This is a genomic window from Pseudarthrobacter equi (assembly GCF_900105535.1).
GTDB lineage: Bacteria > Actinomycetota > Actinomycetes > Actinomycetales > Micrococcaceae > Arthrobacter > Arthrobacter equi.
This window is the reverse complement of record NZ_LT629779.1, coordinates 3,283,427-3,303,364: the sequence shown is the minus strand read 5'-3', so window position 1 is coordinate 3,303,364 and position 19,938 is coordinate 3,283,427. Positions and strand designations below refer to the sequence as shown.

The following is a 19,938-nucleotide window of genomic DNA, read 5'->3' as shown; positions in this document are numbered from 1 at the left end:
ACGAAGTACGGTTAAGACGTGTGGAAAACAGCCCTTAAGCCCCGATGGATTGCGGGATTCATCTTTGCGATCGCCGTGTCCGGGGTCTTCGTGCTGCTGAGCCAGTGGCAGTTCGGCCGCTCCACCAGCCCGGAAATGCCGGTGAATCCGGACACCGAGAAGGTCCAGCCGCTGACTGACACCCTCCAGCCCGGCGAGTTCTTCCACGGGTCCGACGCCGACCAGATGGTCAGTGCCACCGGAACCTATGATCCTGCCAAGCAGGTCCTGGTCCCCGGGCGCCTGCACGACGGGAAGACCGGCTACTGGGTTGTCTCCGCTTTCGCGGTGGACGGCGCACCCGCGCTGACCGGTGCCGCTGTGTCGCCCCGGACCTGGATCCCTGTGGCCCGCGGATGGGTGGCCGACGCCGCTGACGCGACCGCGCCGCCGTCGGGCCCCGTGCAGGTAACCGGACGGCTCCTGCCCTCCGAAGCGCCCGTGGCCGCTAAGGCCGCCAACCCCGGCGAAGCAACGGCGGTCTCCGTGGCGGAACTCATCAACGATTGGGAAATCAGCAGCTACCCGGGCTTCGTGGCGGCCACCGCCGAGGTTGCCGGGGGAGCGGACGTCAGCGCTGCCGCCGTCCCGGGGGACCTCCTGCCGCTGGAGATCGGTCCGCAGCCGCCCGCACAGCAGATCAACTGGCTCAACCTCTTCTACTCCCTGGAATGGGTGGTCTTTGCCGGGTTCGCATTCTTCATCTGGTGGCGCCTGGTCAAGGACGATTACCACCGGGACCTCGAAGATGCCCTCGAGGGCCATGCCGAACCGCATGAACCAGAACAGCAGCCAGGGACCACCCGGCAGCCTGAACACACCGAGCAAAAGGTACAGCCATGATTGATCCGAAGCCGGCCACCGGAAACGAAACGGCCGGGAAGGCCGCCCCCAGGAAGCGCCGGTTCGGCGGCACCGAAGCGCAGATCCGGTCGGCCCTGAAGTTCTACAAGGTGCTGGCCTACCTGACCGGTGCCATGCTGCTGCTCCTGTGCGCCGAGCTCGTGGCACGGTACGGCTTCGGGCAGTACCTCTTCGCCGGTGGCACCAACGCCACCACCGGCCAGCCCTTCGGCTTCGGTTTTGCCGACGCCGAGCCGCCGGGAGTCCTCAACGGCGTCAACCTGTCCATCACGGTGCTGATCGTCCACGGCTGGATGTACGTGGTGTATCTGATTTCAAACTTCCGGCTCTGGTCGCTCATGCGCTGGCCGTTCCTCAAGCTGATCCTGCTGGCACTGGGCGGCGTGGTCCCGTTCCTCTCCTTCATCGTGGAGAAGAAGTTCCATGCCGAGGTGGAAGCCGAGCTCGCCGCGAACCCGCAGGCGCCGCAGCGCTACTGAAATCCCGGCAGGCCTGAACCACGGCGCTGCCTCGCCAGCAGCTGTGCCGCCCACCCGCCGTCGGACGTTTGCTCCGTCACAGCGCGGCGTCTCAAGGTGCGCCGGTGCAACGCCGCAACGTAGGCTATTACAGTGACTACTCCCACTGCATCCCAGACTTCCCAGAAGCCGGTGCTGGTTGTTGACTATGGAGCCCAGTACGCGCAGCTGATTGCCCGCCGCGTCCGGGAAGCGAATGTGTATTCGGAAGTGGTTCCGCATACCTACACCACCGAACAGCTCCTCGCCAAGAACCCCGCCGCGATCATCCTTTCCGGCGGACCTTCCAGCGTTTATGCCGACGGCGCCCCCAGCGTGGGTGCCGACCTCTTCGAAGCCGGCGTACCCGTCTTTGGCATCTGCTACGGCTTCCAGGCCATGGCCAACGCCCTTGGTGGCAAGGTGGACAAGACCGGCCTCCGGGAATACGGCTCCACCCAGACCACCATCCTGGGCGAGGGACGCTCCGTGCTTGAGGGCATGCCCCAGCACCAGAACACCTGGATGAGCCACGGCGACTCCGTCCACGCGGCCCCGGACGGCTTCGAGGTCCTGGCCACGACGGCCGGCGCCGAGGTTGCAGCCTTCGCCAACGAAGAAAAGTGCCTCTACGGCGTGCAGTGGCACCCCGAGGTCAAGCACTCGGCCTACGGCCAGCAGGTGCTGGAGAACTTCCTCTTCAAGGGCGCCAAGATCGAGCCCAACTGGACCACGGGGAACATCCTCGAAGAGCAGATTGAGCGCATCCGCAACCAGATCGGCGATGCCCGGGTCATCTGCGGCCTCTCCGGCGGCGTCGATTCCGCAGTCGCAGCTGCCCTGGTCCAGCGCGCCGTGGGCGACCAGCTCACCTGTGTGTTCGTTGACCACGGCCTGCTCCGCGAAGGCGAAGCTGAGCAGGTGGAACGCGACTTCGTTGCTGCCACCGGCGTCAAGCTCTACATCGCGAACGAGCAGGAACGCTTCCTCACCGCACTGGCCGGCGTGAGCGATCCCGAAACCAAGCGCAAGATCATCGGCCGCGAGTTCATCCGCGCCTTCGAAGAAGCCGAACTGGCCATCATCGCCGAGGCCGCCGCGCACGGTGAGAAGATCAAGTTCCTGGTCCAGGGCACCCTGTACCCTGACGTCGTCGAATCCGGCGGCGGCGAAGGTGCAGCAAACATCAAGAGCCACCACAACGTGGGCGGCCTCCCCGAGGACCTGCAGTTCGAGCTCGTGGAGCCGCTGCGGGCCCTGTTCAAGGACGAGGTCCGCGCCGTGGGCGCCCAGCTGGGACTGCCCCAGGAGATCGTGGGACGCCAGCCGTTCCCGGGCCCCGGCCTGGGCATCCGGATCGTCGGCGACGTCACCAAGGAACGCCTGGACCTGCTGCGCAAGGCCGACGCCATCGCCCGCGCCGAGCTGACCGCCGCAGGCCTGGACAACGAGGTGTGGCAGATGCCCGTCGTGCTGCTGGCAGATGTCCGCAGCGTCGGCGTCATGGGCGACGGCCGCACCTACGGCCACCCCATCGTCCTGCGCCCGGTCTCGTCCGAAGACGCCATGACGGCTGACTGGTCACGCCTGCCCTATGACCTCCTGGCCCGGATCTCCAACCGGATCACCAATGAGGTGGACGGCGTCAACCGTGTCGTGCTGGACGTCACCAGCAAGCCACCGGGAACCATCGAGTGGGAATAGCATCCTGAAGTGGCCGGCCTCCGTTGACGGAGGCCGGCCACTTTTGTCTTGGCGCCTGGGCCACGGTGGTGAATCTCCCGGGATCCGCCTGTGAAATCTCCCCTATTTCGCGGCTCCAGTGTTGCGGTCTCTCAGTCCGGCCGCGGAAGCGGCTACTCTCGAACCTATGCCGGTATGGTCCAGGGCGTCACGTGCAAACGCAGAAAAGAAGGCAGAAGTGTCAGTTGGTCAAGGCCACCCGGAAGGCTCGGAAGAGCTTCGTAAATGGCTGTCCGGGCTCAAACCCGTCACCGGGGCAGACACAATGCTGCGCTTCACCAAGACGCCCGAAGGTTCCATAGACCTCACCTCGGCCCACCCCTCAGGCCTGGCCCAGCTCATGGCCGGGCGCCGCACACGCCTGTCCACACTGATCCGCGATCAGCAGCAGTATGTGGTGGCAGCCAGGGCATCCCGCAACATCCGGTCCAAGATCTTCGAACTGTCCAATGACCGCGGCATCGACGCCGGGTACCTCTCCGCGGGCACCGTGGTGTGGACCTCCGCCGTCGGAGGTAAACCGCAACGGGTTTCCGCGCCCGTCATGCTCACAGCGATCTCCCTTACCGTCCGGCCCGGGGAAGACGACTACGAGCTCCAGCTGACGGAGCAGGCACATATCAACCCCGCGTTGGTCCGCCACCTGAAGTCTGTCCACGGCATTGTCTTTGACGTCAACGCCGTCACCCGCCTCGCGTACAGCACAGCGCGTTTCGATCCGCAGCCCGTCCTGGACCGGCTTTCCACCCTCATCCGCCCCATCCACGGCGCCGAAGCGCAGCACAACCTGCTGGTGTCCACGTTCGCGGACCTCTCCGGGAACCTTGACGACCCGTGGATCAATGACTCCAACCCGGTTGTCTCCGCCCTGGCCACGGCCGGCGGCGGGGAAGTGGTGGATGTCGAGGCCCCGGACCCGGCCCGCTTCCCGCCGCTGGACAGCCGGCATCCCCAGGACGAACTGCTCCTCCTGGACGCGGACACTGACCAGCAGTACGTGGTGGACGCCGCCCGCGCCGGCGACTCGCTGGTGGTCAGCAGCCCGCCCGGGACAGGGCAGACTCAAACAGCCATCAACACTATCGGCGCCCTGGTGGACGCCGGCCGGACCGTCCTGGTGGTGGGGGACCGGCGCGCCAGCCTGAACGAGGTGTCCGGCCAGCTCGAAGCCCTGGGCCTCGACTCGATCCTGTTCCAGTTGTCCGGGAACGTCACCGCGCAGCAGCTGAAGTCCCAGCTGGTCCGCGCCATTGTCCGGAACGAAAAGTCCCTCAAGCCACAGCTGGGGAACCTGCACAGCACGCTGACCGAACACCGCCACGCGCTGATGGACCATGTGGCGTCCCTGCACAATGTCCGCGACCGGTGGGGCTGCTCGCCCTACCAGGCCATGCAGTCGCTGGCCGAGCTGACCTCCATCCATCCCGCACCCGCCACCACTGTGCGGCTGAAGCGAAGCGTCCTGGACAGCATCCGCGACCGCGAGGAACTCGCCGGCCGGTTGCAGCGTGCAGCAGAGCTGGGCAGTTTCAGCAAGGCGTCCACCACCAGCCCGTGGCATGGCGCCCGGCTCCTGACGCGCAAGGAAACGGAAGAAGCCCAGGACCTGGTCCGGGCCATCGCAAAGAGCCTGCCCGTGCTCCGGGAGCGGATGAACGCCGTGGCCGAGCACGCGGAAATCCGTCTTGGTGAATCGTTCGCCGAGTGGGGCGAACAGCTGGAGCTGCTGGTCGCCGTGCGTGGAAGCCTGGATAAGTTCACGCCGGATATCTTCGACCGGCCGGTCACCGACCTCATTTCCGCCACCGCACCCTCGGCGTGGCGGCGTGAACGCGGGATCGAGATGACCTCCATGCAGCGGTCGCGGCTCCGACGGGTGGCCAAGGAGTACGTCCGGCCGGGCGTCCACATCGCAGACCTGCACACGTCCCTGGTCCTGGTCCAGGAACAGCGGGTCCGCTGGGCAGGCTACGCCACCACCCAGCGGCACCCTGCCGTCCCGTCCGGGCTGGCGGAGATGAACGCCCTGTACCGCGAGCTGGACCAGGAGCTCGCGAGCCTTGGTGAATGCCTGAAGCACACAGCCGGGGGCGGGGCGCTGTCCACCGTGCGCTACGAAGACCTCCTGGAGCGGCTGGAACGGCTGGTCGCCGATACTGACACGCTCAAGACGCTCCCCGAACGGACGCTCCTCGTGGAGAACATGCGCGAGCACGGCCTCGGCGAGCTCCTGGCCGACCTCGCCGAACGTGAGGTTCCCGCCGGATCGGTGGCTGCTGAACTTGAACTGGCCTGGTGGCAGTCAGCCCTCGAGGCCATGATCAGCGGCGACGACTACCTCGCAATGTCCGACGGCGATGCCCTGCGCCAGCTCGAAGCCGAGTACCGCCTCGCGGACAACGCCCACATCGCCAGCGGGGCGGCACGCCTGCGCTGGGACCTGGCCGAGCGCTGGAGGGAAGCCATCGGGGACCAGCCCCGGCAGGCAGGCCTCCTGCGCAGCCTGCTCAAGGACGGACGGGTCTCACTGCCGGCGCTGACCGCCCAGGCGCCGGACCTGATCGGCACGCTGGTTCCCGTCTGGTCGGTGAGCCCCTACCTCATGAGCGGGCTGCTGCCCGCGGAACAGCACTTCGACGCCGTGGTGATCCTCGACGCCGAAGCCACCAGCCTGCAGGCGGTCCTGCCTTCCATCGCCCGCGCCCGGCAGGTCATTGCCTTCGGCGATGCCCGGATCGCCAGTCCCCGCAGCTTCACCGTGGGGGTGGAGCGGCTCGCGCCCGGCGAGTCCGCGCACCAGCGGGTCGAGAGCGCCTTCAAGGCCCTCTCCGCCGTGTTGCCGGTGTGGCAGCTCACCAACGTCTACCGGGGTGTGGACGAGGACCTGGTACTGCAGCTGAGCAGGAACTTCTACGACGGCGGCCTCCGCCGCCTTCCAGAGGGCCAGTCGGCCACCGGGCTGGACCGGTCCTTGCTCGTGGAGTACTTGCCGGACGGCACCGGCCTGCCCAGCGCCGACCACGAGGGCGTGGAGTCTGTGGTGGCTGAGGTCAACCGCGTGGTGGAGCTGGTGTTCGAGCACGCTCGGCTGCGGCCCAGGACGTCCCTGGCGGTTGTCACAGCAAGCCTGCGGCATGCCGCGAGGATCGGCGAGTCCATCCGGCTCCAGTTGCCGAACTACCCCGGGCTGGCCAGTTTCTTCGGAGCGGGGCCGGAGTCCTTCCGGGTTGTTGACCTTGAACGGGCACAGGGCCTGGTGCGTGACCATGTCATTTTCTCGCCCGGCTACGGGCGCACACCGCATGGGCGGGCCCTTCACAACTTCGGCCCGCTGTCCGCCGAGGGCGGCAGGGAGAAGTTCGCGCTGGCCATGACCCGTGCCCGCCGTTCCATCCACGTCCTGACGTGCTTCCGCCCGGAGGACCTGGACCAGACCAGGCTGGCGTACGGTGCTCTGGACCTGTACGCGCTGCTTGACCGGGAGATTTCGGGGAACACCGACCTCGGCACTCCGGCGTCCCGGGCGGCTGCCAGCGAGCAGGCGCTCGGAGCCGACCCGCTTGTTGCCGACCTCGGCGACAGGCTTCGTGCCCGCGGCGCCCGGGTGTGGCACCAGTACGACGGCGTCATCGACGTGGTGGCGGCCGCAGACCCGCTGGGCACCATGGGCCAGGATGAGGCAGACCTTCCCTGGCCGGTGGCGATCGAGTCCGACGGCACCGAGCAGTACCGCACCATGAGTGTCCGTGAGCGCAGCCGGCTGCGCCCGCAGATGCTGGAGCGGCTGGGGTGGCGGTACATGCCGCTGTGGACCATTGAGGTGTTCACTGATCCTTCGGCCTGTGCGGACCGGATTGCAGGGTACTTGGGGCTGGAACGGGTGGTTCTTCCGGGCCGCTCTGCCGAGTCCGCCGGTTTCCTTGACGACGACGTCCATCAGGCGCTGAATGGAATCGACGCTGCGCAGCCCGCTTCGGTCCCGTACGCGGGCACGCATGGGTCAGGGTTCCGGCGTGACGCCGCGCGGGGCGAGGAACGCCACGAATCCCGGGACGATTCCGATTCAGGCGGCGCCGATGACGCCGTTGCAGGACCAGACAGTGAGGAGGCGGGCACCGTGACCCCGAATGATGCCGTGACGCCACAAGATGCCGTGAACGCCGAGGATGTTGAGAGCACCGTGGACGCGACCGATACCGGGAGCGCCGCAAGTTCTGGCGATGCCGCGGACGCGGAAGAGGCCGGCTCACCGGCTGCGCGCGGCCAAGTAGAGGACGTACTGCCCAAGACCGCCGCGGAAGATGACCCGCGGGCCTGGGGCGATCGCGACGACGACCACGACGCGTGGTTGAAGGAGCAGAAGCCCCCGCACTGGGGCTGACGGCCAATAGCGCTGCCGACGTGATGGCAGGCCCTGCCGGGCAAGGCAGGGCCGGTCACGACGGCGGTCCCACCAGGACGAAGAACAACTTGCCCTGCGTGGACGCCCCGGCCAGCCGTGCTGACTGTTCAGCGGTGGCTGCCACCACGATCAGCCCGTCGGTTTCGGCGGTGCCCAACCATTGTCCGCCCTGGCCACCTTTGGCAGCGGTCCAGAGGACGGGGACTCCCGCGGCCAGGACTTCCGAGGGTCCCTGTCGGTCGAACCCGTTCCCGGATGTCAGGACGATGTTCACCAGTTGCCCGGGCGAAACCAATTGGATGGACGAGGCATCGGCCATCCGCAACGGAACGGCAGCCGATCCCGGGGGAGTGCCGGTGAGCAGCCCGGGACCCAGGAGCTGGACATCGGTGACCAGCTGCCCTTTTCGCAGCGGCGTTGCCAACTGTTTGCCTTCCGCCTCAGTCTGCTCACTCAGCACGCCCTCGGACAGCAGGCCTGGCGGTACCCGCACCGGAACAAGGTCAGAGGCCGTGACAGCCGTTCCGGCGGGCAGGTCCCTCGCTGCGGACAGGGCTGTGGCAGTGTCGGCCGGCGCAGGGGTGAGCTGGTGGACGGTCATGGACGCCGCTGCGCAGAGCAGCAGGGCAACAGCGAGGCGCCGGTTGCGGTTGAGCAACCCGCCCATACGGGTCAGCGGGCTGCCGCGCCGGGACGAGGCAGCTCCCTTTTTGGCTTGGAAGACAGGCGGTCTGCGGTGGGCACGGACGGGATGTGCAGGCATGCCTTCACGCTAGGCGGGCAGGCATGGCAGACGACAGCGGCCCCGATCCTATGTGGACAACATGGTGCTGCCAACAGGAGCGGGGCCGCGGTCAGCCCGAGTGTGGTGGGGGCCGGTGTCAGCTGGCGGCAGCCGCCGGTGCGGGTGCCGGAGCAGGGGCTGCCGGGGCCGCGGGTGCTGCGGAGACGGTGCTGCCCTTGGAGTCGCGGGAGTCGGTGCGGTAGAAGCCCGATCCCTTGAAGACGACGCCAACGCTGTTGAACTTCTTGCGCAGCGTGCCTTCGCATTCCGGGCAGGACGTCAGCGAACTGTCCGAGAATGACTGGACGATGTCAAAAGCATGGCCGCAATCCTTGCAGGCGTAAGCATATGTTGGCACTGGTGCTCCTCCTCTTGGGCAAACGAGAGGTCCCGTGCTGCCATCCGTTCCAGTGGTGGTCCGTTAGCAGTCGCAGGGCCTGAGTGCTAATTCTATCATCCCCGTCCACCAGCGTCCCGGGTTCAGAGAGCGCCTGCCAGGACCCGCAGTCCGCCCGGAGTCAGGACGGCCGGAACGGGACGGTCGAACTCCTCGGCGGGGATCCGCCCGGCAGGCAGGAGTTCTTCGTCGTAGATAACAGCGGCAAGCGGAATATGCTTCCCGGCAGTGTCCAAATGGCCCAGGAACTTGTCGTAGTAGCCTCCGCCCTGGCCGATCCGGTTACCGGAAAGGTCAACGGCCGTGGCCGGGATGAACAGCCCGGACGCCCCACCGGCCACATCCGGCCCGTGTCGCGGCCCGTCGGGTTCCATGACGGGCGCGTACCGGCTGCGCGCAAAGGGGATGCCGGGAGACCAGAACACCCAGCTCAGTTCGCGCGCCGGTTCGCACACCGGCAGGAGGACCCGGTGTCCGCGGGCGTGGAGGGCCTGGATCAGCGGCAGGGTAGGGGGTTCGACGCCGACGCCCAGGTAGACGCAGAAGGTTGCGGCCGCGCCGTCCGCAAGGGAGCCGGCCCAGGCTGTGCCATGTTCCGCCAGGGCGTTGCCCGCCTCCTCCAGAGCCGCCGGCGAGAGTTCCGCGCGGCGGGCACGGTGGGCAGCCCGAATGCCGTCCTTGGCACCGGTCTGATGTTCAGTCATGGGTTTTCCCTCCATCGCCGCGGGCGGCGGGTTCATGTGCAGGTCGGCGCCGGGGCCGGACCGCTGATTACTTAATGCTTGCCGCTGACGCTAGATTAGTCCGGTGACTACCAGTAACCCGAGAGTTCGCAAAGCCGTCATCCCCGCTGCGGGGCTGGGTACCCGGTTCCTTCCCGCCACCAAGGCTATGCCCAAGGAAATGCTTCCGGTGGTGGACAAGCCTGCCATCCAGTACGTCGTGGAGGAAGCCGTTGGCGTCGGACTCAACGATGTCCTGATGATTACGGGACGCAACAAGCGGGCGCTCGAGGACCACTTTGACCGTGTCCCGTCGCTTGAGTCCACCCTCTCGGACAAGGGTGACACCAAGAAGCTGGAGTCCATCCAGGCCGCCAGCAACCTCGGCGACATCCACTACGTCCGCCAGGGCGACCCCAACGGGCTCGGTCACGCCGTGCTGCGGGCCCGCCAGCATGTGGGCAATGAGCCTTTTGCCGTGCTCCTCGGTGATGACCTGATTGATGCCCGGGACGAGCTCCTGGGAACCATGATCGACGTGCAGGCCAAGACCGGCGGTTCGGTGGTTGCGCTGATCGAAGTGGATCCGTCCCAGATCAGCGCCTACGGCTGCGCGGACATCGAAGAGATCGACGGCGAAGGCTACGTCCGGATCAACAGGCTCGTTGAGAAGCCTGCAGCGGACGAGGCACCGTCCAACCTGGCAGTCATCGGCCGCTATGTGCTGCACCCCGCCGTCTTCGACGTGCTGGAGGAAACCGGCCCCGGCCGCGGTGGCGAGATCCAGCTGACCGACGCCCTGCAGGAACTTGCCACCGGCGAGGGCGAAGGCTACGGCGTCTACGGCGTGATCTTCCGCGGCCGCCGCTACGACACCGGCGACAAACTGAGCTACCTGAAGGCCTGCGTGCAGCTGGCCGTCGACAGTGATGACCTGGGCCCAGGCCTGCGGGAGTGGTTGCCGGGCTTCGCCGCCCAACTTTCCAAGTAGCATCGTGCGCTTCGGTCCCATCTGGCCGGCCACGCTTGAGTGCGGTGACCTGGTCCTGCGGCCCATCCGCTACCGCGACCGGAAAGAATGGACTGAAGTGCGGTCACGGAACAGCCAGTGGCTTGCGCCGTGGGAAGCGTCCAATCCGGATCCGCGCGGAGGGTTGCCGGACTACCGGCAAATGGTACGTTCGCTGAATTCCCAGGCGGCCCAGTCCACGGCGTTGCCGTTCCTCATTACGGAGCGGGTGGCCGGCAGCCGGACCCCGCACATCGTGGGCCAGCTGACGGTGTCATCCATCCTCTGGGGCTCGGCAATGATGGCCACGCTGGGTTATTGGGTGGACCAGGCCCGGGCGGGCCGGGGGATTGCTCCCACGGCGGTGGCCCTGGTGACAGACCACTGCTTCCAGACCCTTGGGCTGCATCGGATGGAAATCAACATCCGGCCAGAAAACGGACCCAGCCTGCGGGTGGTGGAGAAGCTGGGCTTCCGCGACGAAGGGTACCGGCCCCGCTATCTTCACATCAACGGTGAGTGGGCTGACCACCGGTCCTTTGCGCTGACCTCCGAAGAAGTCCCGGACGGCCTGTTGCCGCGTTGGATGTCGTCCCGGCCGTCTTAATTCCACTCATTTGGCAACCGCCCTGCGACACACCGCAGCCAATGCCACTGTGGCAGTGGTGATACTCATACGGTTTTGAGTGTGGACTTCCCCCTTAGCAGCTCTGTGATCCTTGTGGTTGCTGTCGTGCTCTGGATCGTGTGGGTTGCCCCTTACGTCCTCCGGAACCGCAGGCACCAGTTCCAGCCCGCCGGCGATTTCACGGCGGACACACCCGCAGAGGAGAAACCGGAACGGCCGCAAGGCATGGTTCTGAACGTCGCCGCCAAGCAGGAGAAAACGATGGATACGAGGAAGAGCGCCGCACCCGCTGCCAAGCCCGCGGCCGCTGCCGGGGCCACCGGCGCAGCCAATGGGCGGCTGCGCATCCACTACGGGCGCACATCCATTGCACTCGTCGGGTTGCTCTCGCTCATCACGGCGTTCGTCTCCGGCGTCCTGCTCCCCTTCGGCCTCGGTTCCGCGGTCCTGCCGCTGTCCTGCGTGGCGCTCACGGCGGCGTGCGTCGTTCTTCTCCGCACCCTCGCTGTCCGGAGCCGCAAGGAAAAGGTCAACGCAGCGTTCCGCTCAGCCATGAGCGCCCCGTCCAGGACAGCTGTCCCCGTTGACCGGATTCCGCCTAAGCCGGAAACCGCACCGGTGCCTCCCCGGCCGGACAGCCCGCTTTTCGACGCCGAGGCCCACAAACCCCAGGCCAAGCCGCTGACCGCCGTCGAGCTGCGTGAAGCAGCCATTGCCGTAGCCGTGGCCGCGGGCGATACCAGCGCGGCAGCCCCGGCGTCGGACGTTCCCTCCAGCACGCCCTGGGAGCCTGTTGAGGTCCCCAAGCCTGTTTACGTGGAGGCTGCCAAGGCCGAGCGGCCGGAGCCCAAGCCGCTTGAGCTTCCCGAGGCGCCGAAAGCCGTCGGCAAGCCGTCGCTGAAGCAGGGCGCGGCCGGAAACACGGCGGGAGCGGCCGGCGCTGCACCTGCTGACGCCCAGCAGCTCACCAAGGCGCAGAGCGCGCTCAGCAACCTCGACGACGTCCTGCAGCGCCGCAGGGCTTAGTCCCCACAGGGACCCGACGACGCCCGCCAGCGCGGGCCTTCACGGTGCCGGGAACGTCGGTTGGCATTGGGACAGGAAAAATGTGTAGCCTAGGGTCACCGGTTCAGATCCCGCCAAAAGGTCGCACCGTTCCGGGGCTATAGCTCAGTTGGTAGAGCGCTTCGTTCGCATCGAAGAGGTCAGGAGTTCGAATCTCCTTAGCTCCACAGTTTTCGTTTCATCAAAGGCCATCCCTCCGGGATGGCCTTTGTCGTTTCCAGGCAACATCGGGCACAGCGGGGAAAGTGCGCCGCCGTTCTTTGGACCAGAGTTGTCAGTTTGATAATTACCCGCTAGGTTGTAATTATCGGATTGATAATTAGGAAAGGAAGTGGCGATGACGGCCCTACTCGACTGGATGAACTCCACCGCAGTGCCAGATCTCCTCGGCTCTCCCGTGAGCTGGATCGAGGTCATCGGCTTCGTCACCGGCGCCGCGTGCGTCTACGGCGTCGCGAAGCAGAAGCTGTGGAACTGGCCGGTGGGAATTCTGAACAACGTTGCGTTCATCATTCTCTTCCTGGGTGCCGGCCTCTACGGCGAAACGGTCCTTCAGGTCATCTTCGCTGCAGTGGCCGTTTATGGCTGGTTCAATTGGGTCCGCGGCAGCTCCGCCACCGAGGCCAGCAATGATCTGCCCATCCGGGACGCCACCGGCAAGGAAGTCCTCCTCGGCACCGGTGCCACCCTGGCCGGCACTGTTGCCGTGGCCATGATCCTGACCCACGGCACCGACTCCCAGGTGCCATGGCCGGATGCCTTTGTCCTGACAGCTTCCCTGGTGGCGACCTACTGGCAGGCGAAGAAAATCTTCCAGCACTGGTACGCCTGGATCCTCATCGATGTGGTCTCCATTCCGCTGTACTTCAGCCGGGGGCTGGCCCTGACAGCCATCCTCTACATCGGATTCCTCGCCCTCTGCATTTACGGGCTCATCGGCTGGAAGCGCACCCGGGCCGCTGCGAATACCACCCTGATCACCGTCCCGGCAGGAGCCTGAGAATGTTCACCCAGTCAATGGTCATCGGCAAGTTCTACCCTCCCCACGCCGGCCACGCCCATCTCATTGCCACGGCCGCCTCACAGTCCGAAAGTGTCGCGGTCCTTGTCCTCGGCACGCGCTTTGAGTCCGTCACCGTCGCCGACCGCGCCAAATGGCTGGCCGCCGAATTCGAAGACACCAACGTGCAGGTCATCGCCATGCCGAACGACTGCCCCGAGGACTACCACTCAGACGCCATCTGGAAAGCCCAGAACGAGCTCATGCGCCTGGCCCTGAAGTGCCACGGAATCACCGCCGTCGACGCCGTCTTCAGCTCCGAGGCCTACGGCGCCCGGCTGGCGGGCTACTTCGGCGCCGACCACGTGCTGGTCGACCAGTCCCGCACCACCTACCCGATCAGCGGCACCATCTGCCGCGACGACCCCGGCGCGGCCTGGCCGTATGTGATAGCCCCGGCACGGCAGGAGCTGGCCACCAGGATCATCATTGTCGGCGCGGAATCCACCGGCACCACCACCCTCACACGGGCCCTGATGGACCACTATCGGGCCCGGTTCCCGCTGATCGCCGACGTGCCCGAATACGGCCGCGCCTACACCTACGAAAAGTTCGACGCCCTGCGGGCCTGGAAGCCGGACGCGGAACTGGCCGACATGGTGTGGACCGCGCGGGACTTCAGCGTTATCGGTGCCCGGCAAAACCAGCTGGAGAACACGGCAGCCGATACCTGCCCGCTGGTCATCGCCGACACCGACGCCTTGGCCACCACCTTGTGGGAACGGTATTACCTGGGGGAGCGCAGCTACGGTTCCTATCACGCCATGGATACCCTGCCGCGCCGTGATCTGTACCTGGTCACCGACGATGCAGGCGTGCCGTTCGAAGACGACGGCTGGCGGGAAGGCGAGCACCGCCGTGCCGATATAACCGAATGGTTCAAGGAGACCCTGACCGCGGAAGGACACTCCTGGATCCTGGTCACCGGCAGCCACGAACGGCGCATGAAAACCGCCACCGACGTCATCGACCTGGTCCTGGCCCAGCGGAACGGCTTCACCACCCCGCCCTGGGCCACCCGCACCGTCCTGGAAGGTGCGCCGGCATGAATGACTCCAACGCCGAGCGGGACTATCTCGAGTCCTACCGGCCCGGTGACTACCCCTCCGTCGCCCTGACCGCAGACCTTGTGGTCTTCGCCGTCAACGGCGGCGTCCTCCACGCCGCCCTGGTCCGCCGCGGCTCCCACCCCTTCAGGGGCCGGCTGGCACTGCCGGGGGGATTCGTCGGACCCCGGGAATCAGCGGAGGCAGCCGCCGGCCGCGAGCTCTCCGAGGAAACCGGGCTGGACCTGGGAACACTGCCGGTCCACCTCGAGCAGCTGGCTACGTACAGCGACCCCGGGCGCGACCCCCGGATGCGGGTGGTTTCCGTTGCCCACCTGGTCCTGCTGGCGACGGACGGCGCAACCCTTCCCGCCGTCTCGGCCGGGACCGATGCCGCCGGTGCCGACTGGTATCCGGTCCACGACATGCTTGCCGGCGGCGCCGGCGGATCCTTGGCTTTCGACCATTCGCAGATCCTTGCGGAGGGCCTGCAGCGGCTCGCAGGCAAGATGGAATACACCACCGTCGCGGCCAGGCTCCTCCCCGAAGAGTTCACGCTCACCCAGCTGCGCACCGTTTACGAGGCAGTGTGGAACGCTCCGCTGGCGGCAGGAAACTTCACCCGCAAGATGACACCACACCTCGAGGACACCGGAAGGAAGGCCCGCGCCTCAACCGGCGGAGCGCCCGCTGCGTTGTTTACGGCAACCGACCGGTATGTCCACCCGCCGCTGTCACGGCCCAGGCAGGAGTGACGCCCGCGTCCTGCCGGAGGCTCTTCAGGCACCGCCTGGCTACAGCCAGCCCTTGCGTTTGAAGATTCCGTACATGAGTCCCGCAGCGGCCACCATCAGGACCAGCGCCATGGGGTAGCCGAAACCCCAATGGAGTTCGGGCATATGGTCAAAGTTCATGCCGTAGACGCCTGCCACGAAGGACGGCGCGAACAGTATTGCTGCCCAGGACGAAATCTTCTTCACCTGTTCGTTCTGTTCGGCGCTTGCCTCGTTCTGCCGGTTGGCGGTGAGGGTCCCGTCCAGGGTCAGGGCGTTCTGCAACAGGTCCCGGAAGGAATCGGCCCGTGAGATGACACGCTCGGCGTGGTCCTCCACGTCCCGCAGGCTGTGCTGGAGTTCGGTTTCCACTCCGTACTTCGCAAACCCCCGCTTGAGCTGGTGCATCATGTCCGGCAACGGGTGGATGGCGCGCTGGAACTGGATGACCTCACGGGCCAGTTCGTAGATCCGGCGCGAAACGCTGCTATCGCCGCTGAACAGCTGGTCCTCGATCTCATCGATGTCGTTTTCCAGCCCGGCCACCACGGGGGCATAGTCGTCCACCACACGGTCCAGCAAGGCATAAAGCACGGCTTCGGGCCCATGCCGCAGGAGTTCGGGACGGGCTTCGAGCCGCTGCCGAACCCTGGCCACGCCGGCCATCTCCGCGTGCCGGACGGTCACCACGAAGTTCTTTCCGGTGAAGATGTGGAGTTCGCCGAACTCCACGGTCTCGCTTGCATCGAGGTAGCGCGCGGGCCGCAGGACGGTGAAAAGGTTGTCGTCGTAGCGTTCCATCTTGGGGCGCTGGTGTGCCGAGATAGCGTCCTCGACAGCCAGTTCGTGGAGGCCGAACTCGGCAGCTACGGCAGCCATCTCCTCGGCGGTGGGCCTGTACAGGCCGATCCACGCCATGCCGCCGTGCCGGGCCAGGGTTTCGAACGTCTGCTCAAGGCTTTCCGGCTCCGCATGGCGGGCGCCGTCCACGTACACGGCGTTATCGATGATGGTCATTCAGGAAATCCTAGCGGCCGGCGGATGCCGAATTGCTCAGGCCACTGATGAGTGGTTCGGTCCGGTACGGGATGTGGGTGTGCAGAGCCAACACCGTTTCGGTACGGATGACGCCCTTGATCCGCAGCACCTGGCGCAGCGATGACTGGAGGTTGTGGGTATCCGTTGCCACCACCCTGCACCAGACATCGCCGCGCCCGGAAATTTCGTGGACCTCCAGCACCTGGGGAATCAGCCTCAGGGCTCCCACAACGCCGTCCAGTTCCCGGTGTGACACTTCGATGGTCACGAAGGCCACCACGTCGTAGCCCACGGCCTCCAGGTCCACTTCCCGTCCGCCGGGCCGGAGGACGCCGGTCCTGATCAGGCGCCGTACCCGCGTCTGCGCGGTGTTCCGGGCAATACCCACGGCATCGCTGAGTTCCCCTACCTGGATCCGGGGGTCCCGGATGAGGGCCAGCAGGATCTTCAGGTCGGTGGCATCCAGATTGTTCAAATGCTCATTCTCCGTCACTCGCTCGCGGCATCTTTGATGATTGTGCTCAATTCTTGCACTTGTTTCGGATCAAAGGGGCAGCAGTGCCGCACTCTGGAGTCACACCTGTATTTCCCCTGCGCGGCACCCCACAAGGGCCACCCGCGCGGCCAACCCCGGAGGCGGCACCATGACGGTCTTCAGTGAACTGCGGATGCGCCCCGCCACGGCGTCCGGCTGGAACGCCTCTACCACTGCCCGGCTGGTGATCTCCGGCGCGGTGATCTTCGCCCTGCTGGTGGGGGCCAACCTCGCCACCCCGCTGTATCCGCTGCTGCAGGCATCGCTGGGACTTTCCGCGCTGGACGTCACGGCGGCATTCGCCAGCTACGTCCTGGCCCTGGTGGCCACCCTGATGCTGGCCGGGCACTGGTCGGACCACATCGGCCGCAGGGCCGCGCTGCTCCTGGCTGTGCTGGGCGGCCTCGCCGGCAACCTTGTCTTTGCCGAGGCCCACACCCTGGCAGGGCTGTGCGCGGGCCGGGCCCTGCAGGGGATCGCTGTTGCGCTGGCAACGGGCGCCAGCGCGGCCGCCCTGCGCGAGCTGCTGCCCTCCCGCCCGGAGTGGGCGTCGCGCTTCACGCTGCTGGCTTCCTCCGGGGGAGTCGCTGCTGGCCCGGCCATCGGCGGCCTGCTGTCCCTGCTGCCGGGAGCCACCACGGCACCCTACGGCGTGCATTCTGTGGTCCTCGCCGGCCTGCTGGTCCCGCTCTTCCTTATCCGCGCACGCCCGGCCATTGCGGTTCCGGCCGTGTCGCGGCCGCTCCAGGCCCTTGCCCCGCGCCGCCCGGCGGTGTCCCGGAATGCGCGGGGAGCTTTCTGGCTTGCTTCCGGCGTGGGGTTCCTGAGTTTCGCCGTGTTCGGGTTTTCCCTTTCCCTGGCGCCCGGGTACTTTGCACGGGTCCTGGAGACTGATTCCCGGCCACTGATAGGTGTCCTTGCCGGTTTGCCGCTGGCGGCCTCGGCCTTCAGCCAGCTGCTCACCGTGCGGGGCCGGTTTGTTGTTCCGGCGGGCCTTGCCGTCCTGGGGGTATCGGTGGTCCTGCTGGGGACTGCCGGGGCCATGCACAGCCCGCTGCTGCTGGTGGCCGCCTGCGTGGCAGCTGGGATGGGGCAGGGGCTGGCTTTCCGCACGGTCTTCAATGACGTTGCGGGCAAGGTGGAGCCCGCCCGCCATGCCCAGGTGATCAGCACGGTTTACGTCATCACGTACCTGGGCAGCGCCGTCCCGGTACTGGGCCTGGGGTGGGCGTCGGGCATGGTGGGACAGCCTGCGGCGGTGCTCGGCTTCGTTGTGGCGTGCGGCGCCGCTGCGCTGGTCCTGGCCGGCCTTACGCTGGCACGGGCGTTGCGCGGCCGGCACGCCTGACGGCAGTAATCCGTCAGTCGGGCAGCGGCCCGTGGTTGCCCTGGATGTGCTCAAAAACCAGTGTGGTTTCGGTATGGCCCACCACGGGGTCCGTGGCCAGGTTGTCGAGCACCCAGTCACGGAGGTCCTCGGTGCTGCCGACGGCGATGTGCAGCAGGTAATCCACGGAACCTGAGGTGTGGAAGGTGGACAGCACCGCGGGCAGGTGAGGAACCCGTGCCGTAAAACGGTCGATCTGGTCGCGGTCGTGGGCGCGCAACCGGACAGCCACCAGTGCCTGCACGGACCTGCCGATGGCCGAAAGGCTCAGCTTTGCTTCATAGCCCTTGACGATTCCGCGTTCGGAGAGTGCCCGGGTGCGCATCAGGGCTGTGGACGGCGCGATGCCCACCATTTCGGCGAGCTGCTTGTTCGAGATCCGCGCATCGGCCACCAGCGCGGCAAGGAGGCGCTCGTCGATGGCATCCAGTGGTTCCAAATGCGCTCCGGGCCTGGGGTGCCGGGGATTCATGCTCACTGCGGGTTCCTTCCAACGGTCCTGCATTCATCCTAGACCGCCGGAACCGCCCTCCCGGGCCCTGCAGGGCCGCTCACACCGAATTTCTGCGGTCCCATCGGCTCCTGCGAAGGACTTAATTCTTTGCGCAGGTAGTCACGGGGCCGCGTTCAGCCCGCCGCGGGCTCGCGCGAGGGATGGACGACGGCGACAATCGCCCCCGTGAGGCAGGCCAGCAGCATGACGGCTGCTGCCAGGGCGTTCCAGCCCAGGGATTGGAACAGCAGCCCGCCCGCCCAGCCGAGCACGCTGGAGCCCAGGTAGTAGGCCAGGTTGTACAGCGATGCCGCCTGGGCCCGGCCGGACGTGGCAATGGCTCCCGACCACCCGGCCCCGATGCTGTGGGCGGCAAAGAAGCCGCCGGTGAAGACCACCAGGCCGGCGAGGATCAGTGCCAGGGACTGCGTCAGTGTCAGGGCAAGCCCGCCGACGGACAGCGCCAGGCCGGCCAGGAGGACGGACCGGCGGCCGAAGCGCATGGTCAGGCCGGCAGCCCAGCGGGAGGTGACGGTCCCGGACAAGTAGGCAAGGAAAATGAGGCTGATCAGGGTCGCGGGCAGGGTGAACGGCTCGCCGGACAGCCGGAACCCCAGGTAGTTGTAGACAGCCACGAAGCCGCCCATCATGAGGAAGGCCTGGAGGTAGAGCGCCAGCAGGCGGCCATGGCGCACATGCCCGGCAAGCGTCCTGAAAGCCCCGCGCAGGCCGGTGCCCCCGGATGCCACGAAACCCCGCGCCTTGGGGACCAGCAGCAGGAAGGCAACAGCTGCCAGCGTGGCCAGGACGGACACCGCCAGGGCAGCTGCGCGCCAGCCCCACAGTTCCCCGGCCGGTCCGGCCACCAGCCTCCCGGCCAGGCCGCCAAGGGTGGTGCCTGCCACGTAGCTGCCGGCAGCGACGGCGGCGTGCACCTTTGTCACTTCTTCGTTCAGGTACGCGATGGCAATGGCCGGGATTCCGCCCAGCGCCATCCCTTCCAGCAGGCGCAGGGCCAGCAGGAGCTGGAAACTGCCGGCCAAGGGAACCATGAGGCCCAGGACGGTGGCCATGCTGATTCCCCACGTCATGGCACGGACCCTGCCGATCCTGTCGGCGAGGAAAGACCAGGGGATGACAGTCGCGGCAAGTCCCACGGTGGCCAGCGAGATGGTCAGTGCGGCTTCGGCTGCGCTGATCTGCAGGTCGGAGGCAAGCAGGGGCAGCACCGCCTGCGTGGAGTAGAGCTGGGCGAAGGTGGCAACACCTGCAAAGGACAGGCCGGCGAGGATCCTCGCGTAGGCGGCGGATCCCTTCGCATGCCCGGTCCAGCGCGGCGGCGAGGCGTGGGTGCCTGCAAGGCTGGTGTCTGGTGGCATGGGGTAAGCGTAGTCCCGGGCCAACAGATGCTTCCAATGCATAGTTCGTGTCAGACTCATAGCCATCACGGATGGTT

The 19,938-nt window shown here is 66.8% G+C and carries 18 protein-coding genes and 1 tRNA gene; 12 read left to right on the top strand and 7 right to left on the bottom strand.

Going from position 1 to position 19,938, the window contains the following annotated elements:
- The first annotated feature begins 18 nt into the window (after window positions 1-18).
- The 4 genes from BLT71_RS14930 (at window position 19) to BLT71_RS14915 (ending at window position 7,524) form a co-directional block, all read left to right on the top strand.
- Window positions 19-882 (top strand): SURF1 family protein, encoded by an 864-nt coding sequence (locus BLT71_RS14930; RefSeq protein ID WP_091721778.1) that lies wholly within the window; start codon window positions 19-21, stop codon window positions 880-882.
- Window positions 879-1,382 (top strand): DUF3817 domain-containing protein, encoded by a 504-nt coding sequence (locus BLT71_RS14925; protein ID WP_091721776.1) that lies wholly within the window; start codon window positions 879-881, stop codon window positions 1,380-1,382. Before BLT71_RS14930 ends, BLT71_RS14925 begins: the two co-directional genes overlap by 4 nt.
- Before the next feature lie 132 nt (window positions 1,383-1,514).
- Complete coding sequence (gene guaA, locus BLT71_RS14920) at window positions 1,515-3,104, top strand: glutamine-hydrolyzing GMP synthase (protein WP_091721773.1); 1,590 nt, start codon at window positions 1,515-1,517, stop codon at window positions 3,102-3,104.
- Between the two features lie 166 nt (window positions 3,105-3,270).
- Window positions 3,271-7,524 (top strand): DUF4011 domain-containing protein, encoded by a 4,254-nt coding sequence (locus BLT71_RS14915; protein ID WP_091721771.1) that lies wholly within the window; start codon window positions 3,271-3,273, stop codon window positions 7,522-7,524.
- A gap of 55 nt (window positions 7,525-7,579) precedes the next feature.
- Here the strand turns inward: BLT71_RS14915 and cpaB are convergent, their stop codons facing one another.
- The 3 genes from cpaB to BLT71_RS14900 form a co-directional block, all read right to left on the bottom strand.
- Window positions 7,580-8,308 (bottom strand): Flp pilus assembly protein CpaB, encoded by a 729-nt coding sequence (cpaB, locus tag BLT71_RS14910; RefSeq protein WP_091721768.1) that lies wholly within the window; start codon window positions 8,306-8,308, stop codon window positions 7,580-7,582.
- Between the two features lie 118 nt (window positions 8,309-8,426).
- Window positions 8,427-8,687, bottom strand: coding sequence for an FmdB family zinc ribbon protein (locus tag BLT71_RS14905; protein ID WP_015937748.1), 261 nt, complete (start codon window positions 8,685-8,687; stop codon window positions 8,427-8,429).
- A gap of 122 nt (window positions 8,688-8,809) precedes the next feature.
- Window positions 8,810-9,430, bottom strand: a complete 621-nt coding sequence (locus BLT71_RS14900) for a 5-formyltetrahydrofolate cyclo-ligase (protein ID WP_091721766.1) — start codon at window positions 9,428-9,430, stop codon at window positions 8,810-8,812.
- 103 nt (window positions 9,431-9,533) lie between these two features.
- Between BLT71_RS14900 and galU the strand changes: the two genes are divergently transcribed.
- The 7 genes from galU to BLT71_RS14865 all read left to right on the top strand — a co-directional run bounded on the left by galU (window position 9,534) and on the right by BLT71_RS14865 (window position 15,011).
- Entirely contained in the window at window positions 9,534-10,439 is a 906-nt protein-coding gene (gene galU, locus BLT71_RS14895) for a UTP--glucose-1-phosphate uridylyltransferase GalU (protein ID WP_091721764.1), read from the top strand.
- 4 nt (window positions 10,440-10,443) lie between these two features.
- Complete coding sequence (locus BLT71_RS14890) at window positions 10,444-11,064, top strand: GNAT family N-acetyltransferase (protein WP_091721761.1); 621 nt, start codon at window positions 10,444-10,446, stop codon at window positions 11,062-11,064.
- Window positions 11,065-11,169: 105 nt separating this feature from the next.
- On the top strand, window positions 11,170-12,111 hold the full coding sequence (locus BLT71_RS14885) for a hypothetical protein (RefSeq protein ID WP_091721759.1): 942 nt from the start codon (window positions 11,170-11,172) through the stop codon (window positions 12,109-12,111).
- 133 nt (window positions 12,112-12,244) lie between these two features.
- Window positions 12,245-12,317 (top strand) — tRNA-Ala (locus BLT71_RS14880).
- A gap of 170 nt (window positions 12,318-12,487) precedes the next feature.
- Window positions 12,488-13,150, top strand: coding sequence for a nicotinamide riboside transporter PnuC (gene pnuC / locus BLT71_RS14875; protein WP_091721756.1), 663 nt, complete (start codon window positions 12,488-12,490; stop codon window positions 13,148-13,150).
- 2 nt (window positions 13,151-13,152) lie between these two features.
- Window positions 13,153-14,259 carry an AAA family ATPase gene (locus tag BLT71_RS14870; RefSeq protein WP_091721754.1) on the top strand — a complete coding sequence of 369 codons (1,107 nt, stop codon included), beginning with the start codon at window positions 13,153-13,155 and terminating at the stop codon, window positions 14,257-14,259.
- Window positions 14,256-15,011 (top strand): NUDIX hydrolase, encoded by a 756-nt coding sequence (locus BLT71_RS14865; RefSeq protein WP_091721751.1) that lies wholly within the window; start codon window positions 14,256-14,258, stop codon window positions 15,009-15,011. The genes BLT71_RS14870 and BLT71_RS14865 overlap by 4 nt, the downstream gene beginning before the upstream one ends.
- Window positions 15,012-15,050: 39 nt before the next feature.
- Here BLT71_RS14865 and corA read toward each other — a convergent pair whose 3' ends face one another.
- Window positions 15,051-16,046, bottom strand: a complete 996-nt coding sequence (corA, locus tag BLT71_RS14860; RefSeq protein WP_045729655.1) for a magnesium/cobalt transporter CorA — start codon at window positions 16,044-16,046, stop codon at window positions 15,051-15,053.
- A 10-nt stretch (window positions 16,047-16,056) separates the two neighbouring features.
- Window positions 16,057-16,542 (bottom strand): Lrp/AsnC family transcriptional regulator, encoded by a 486-nt coding sequence (locus BLT71_RS14855; protein WP_091721748.1) that lies wholly within the window; start codon window positions 16,540-16,542, stop codon window positions 16,057-16,059.
- Between the two features lie 169 nt (window positions 16,543-16,711).
- Between BLT71_RS14855 and BLT71_RS14850 the strand changes: the two genes are divergently transcribed.
- Window positions 16,712-17,950, top strand: a complete 1,239-nt coding sequence (locus BLT71_RS14850) for an MFS transporter (RefSeq protein ID WP_091721745.1) — start codon at window positions 16,712-16,714, stop codon at window positions 17,948-17,950.
- Between the two features lie 13 nt (window positions 17,951-17,963).
- Here BLT71_RS14850 and BLT71_RS14845 read toward each other — a convergent pair whose 3' ends face one another.
- Window positions 17,964-18,461 (bottom strand): Lrp/AsnC family transcriptional regulator, encoded by a 498-nt coding sequence (locus tag BLT71_RS14845; RefSeq protein ID WP_091724060.1) that lies wholly within the window; start codon window positions 18,459-18,461, stop codon window positions 17,964-17,966.
- Between the two features lie 155 nt (window positions 18,462-18,616).
- Window positions 18,617-19,861, bottom strand: coding sequence for an MFS transporter (locus tag BLT71_RS14840; protein ID WP_091724058.1), 1,245 nt, complete (start codon window positions 19,859-19,861; stop codon window positions 18,617-18,619).
- Window positions 19,862-19,938 lie beyond the last annotated feature (77 nt).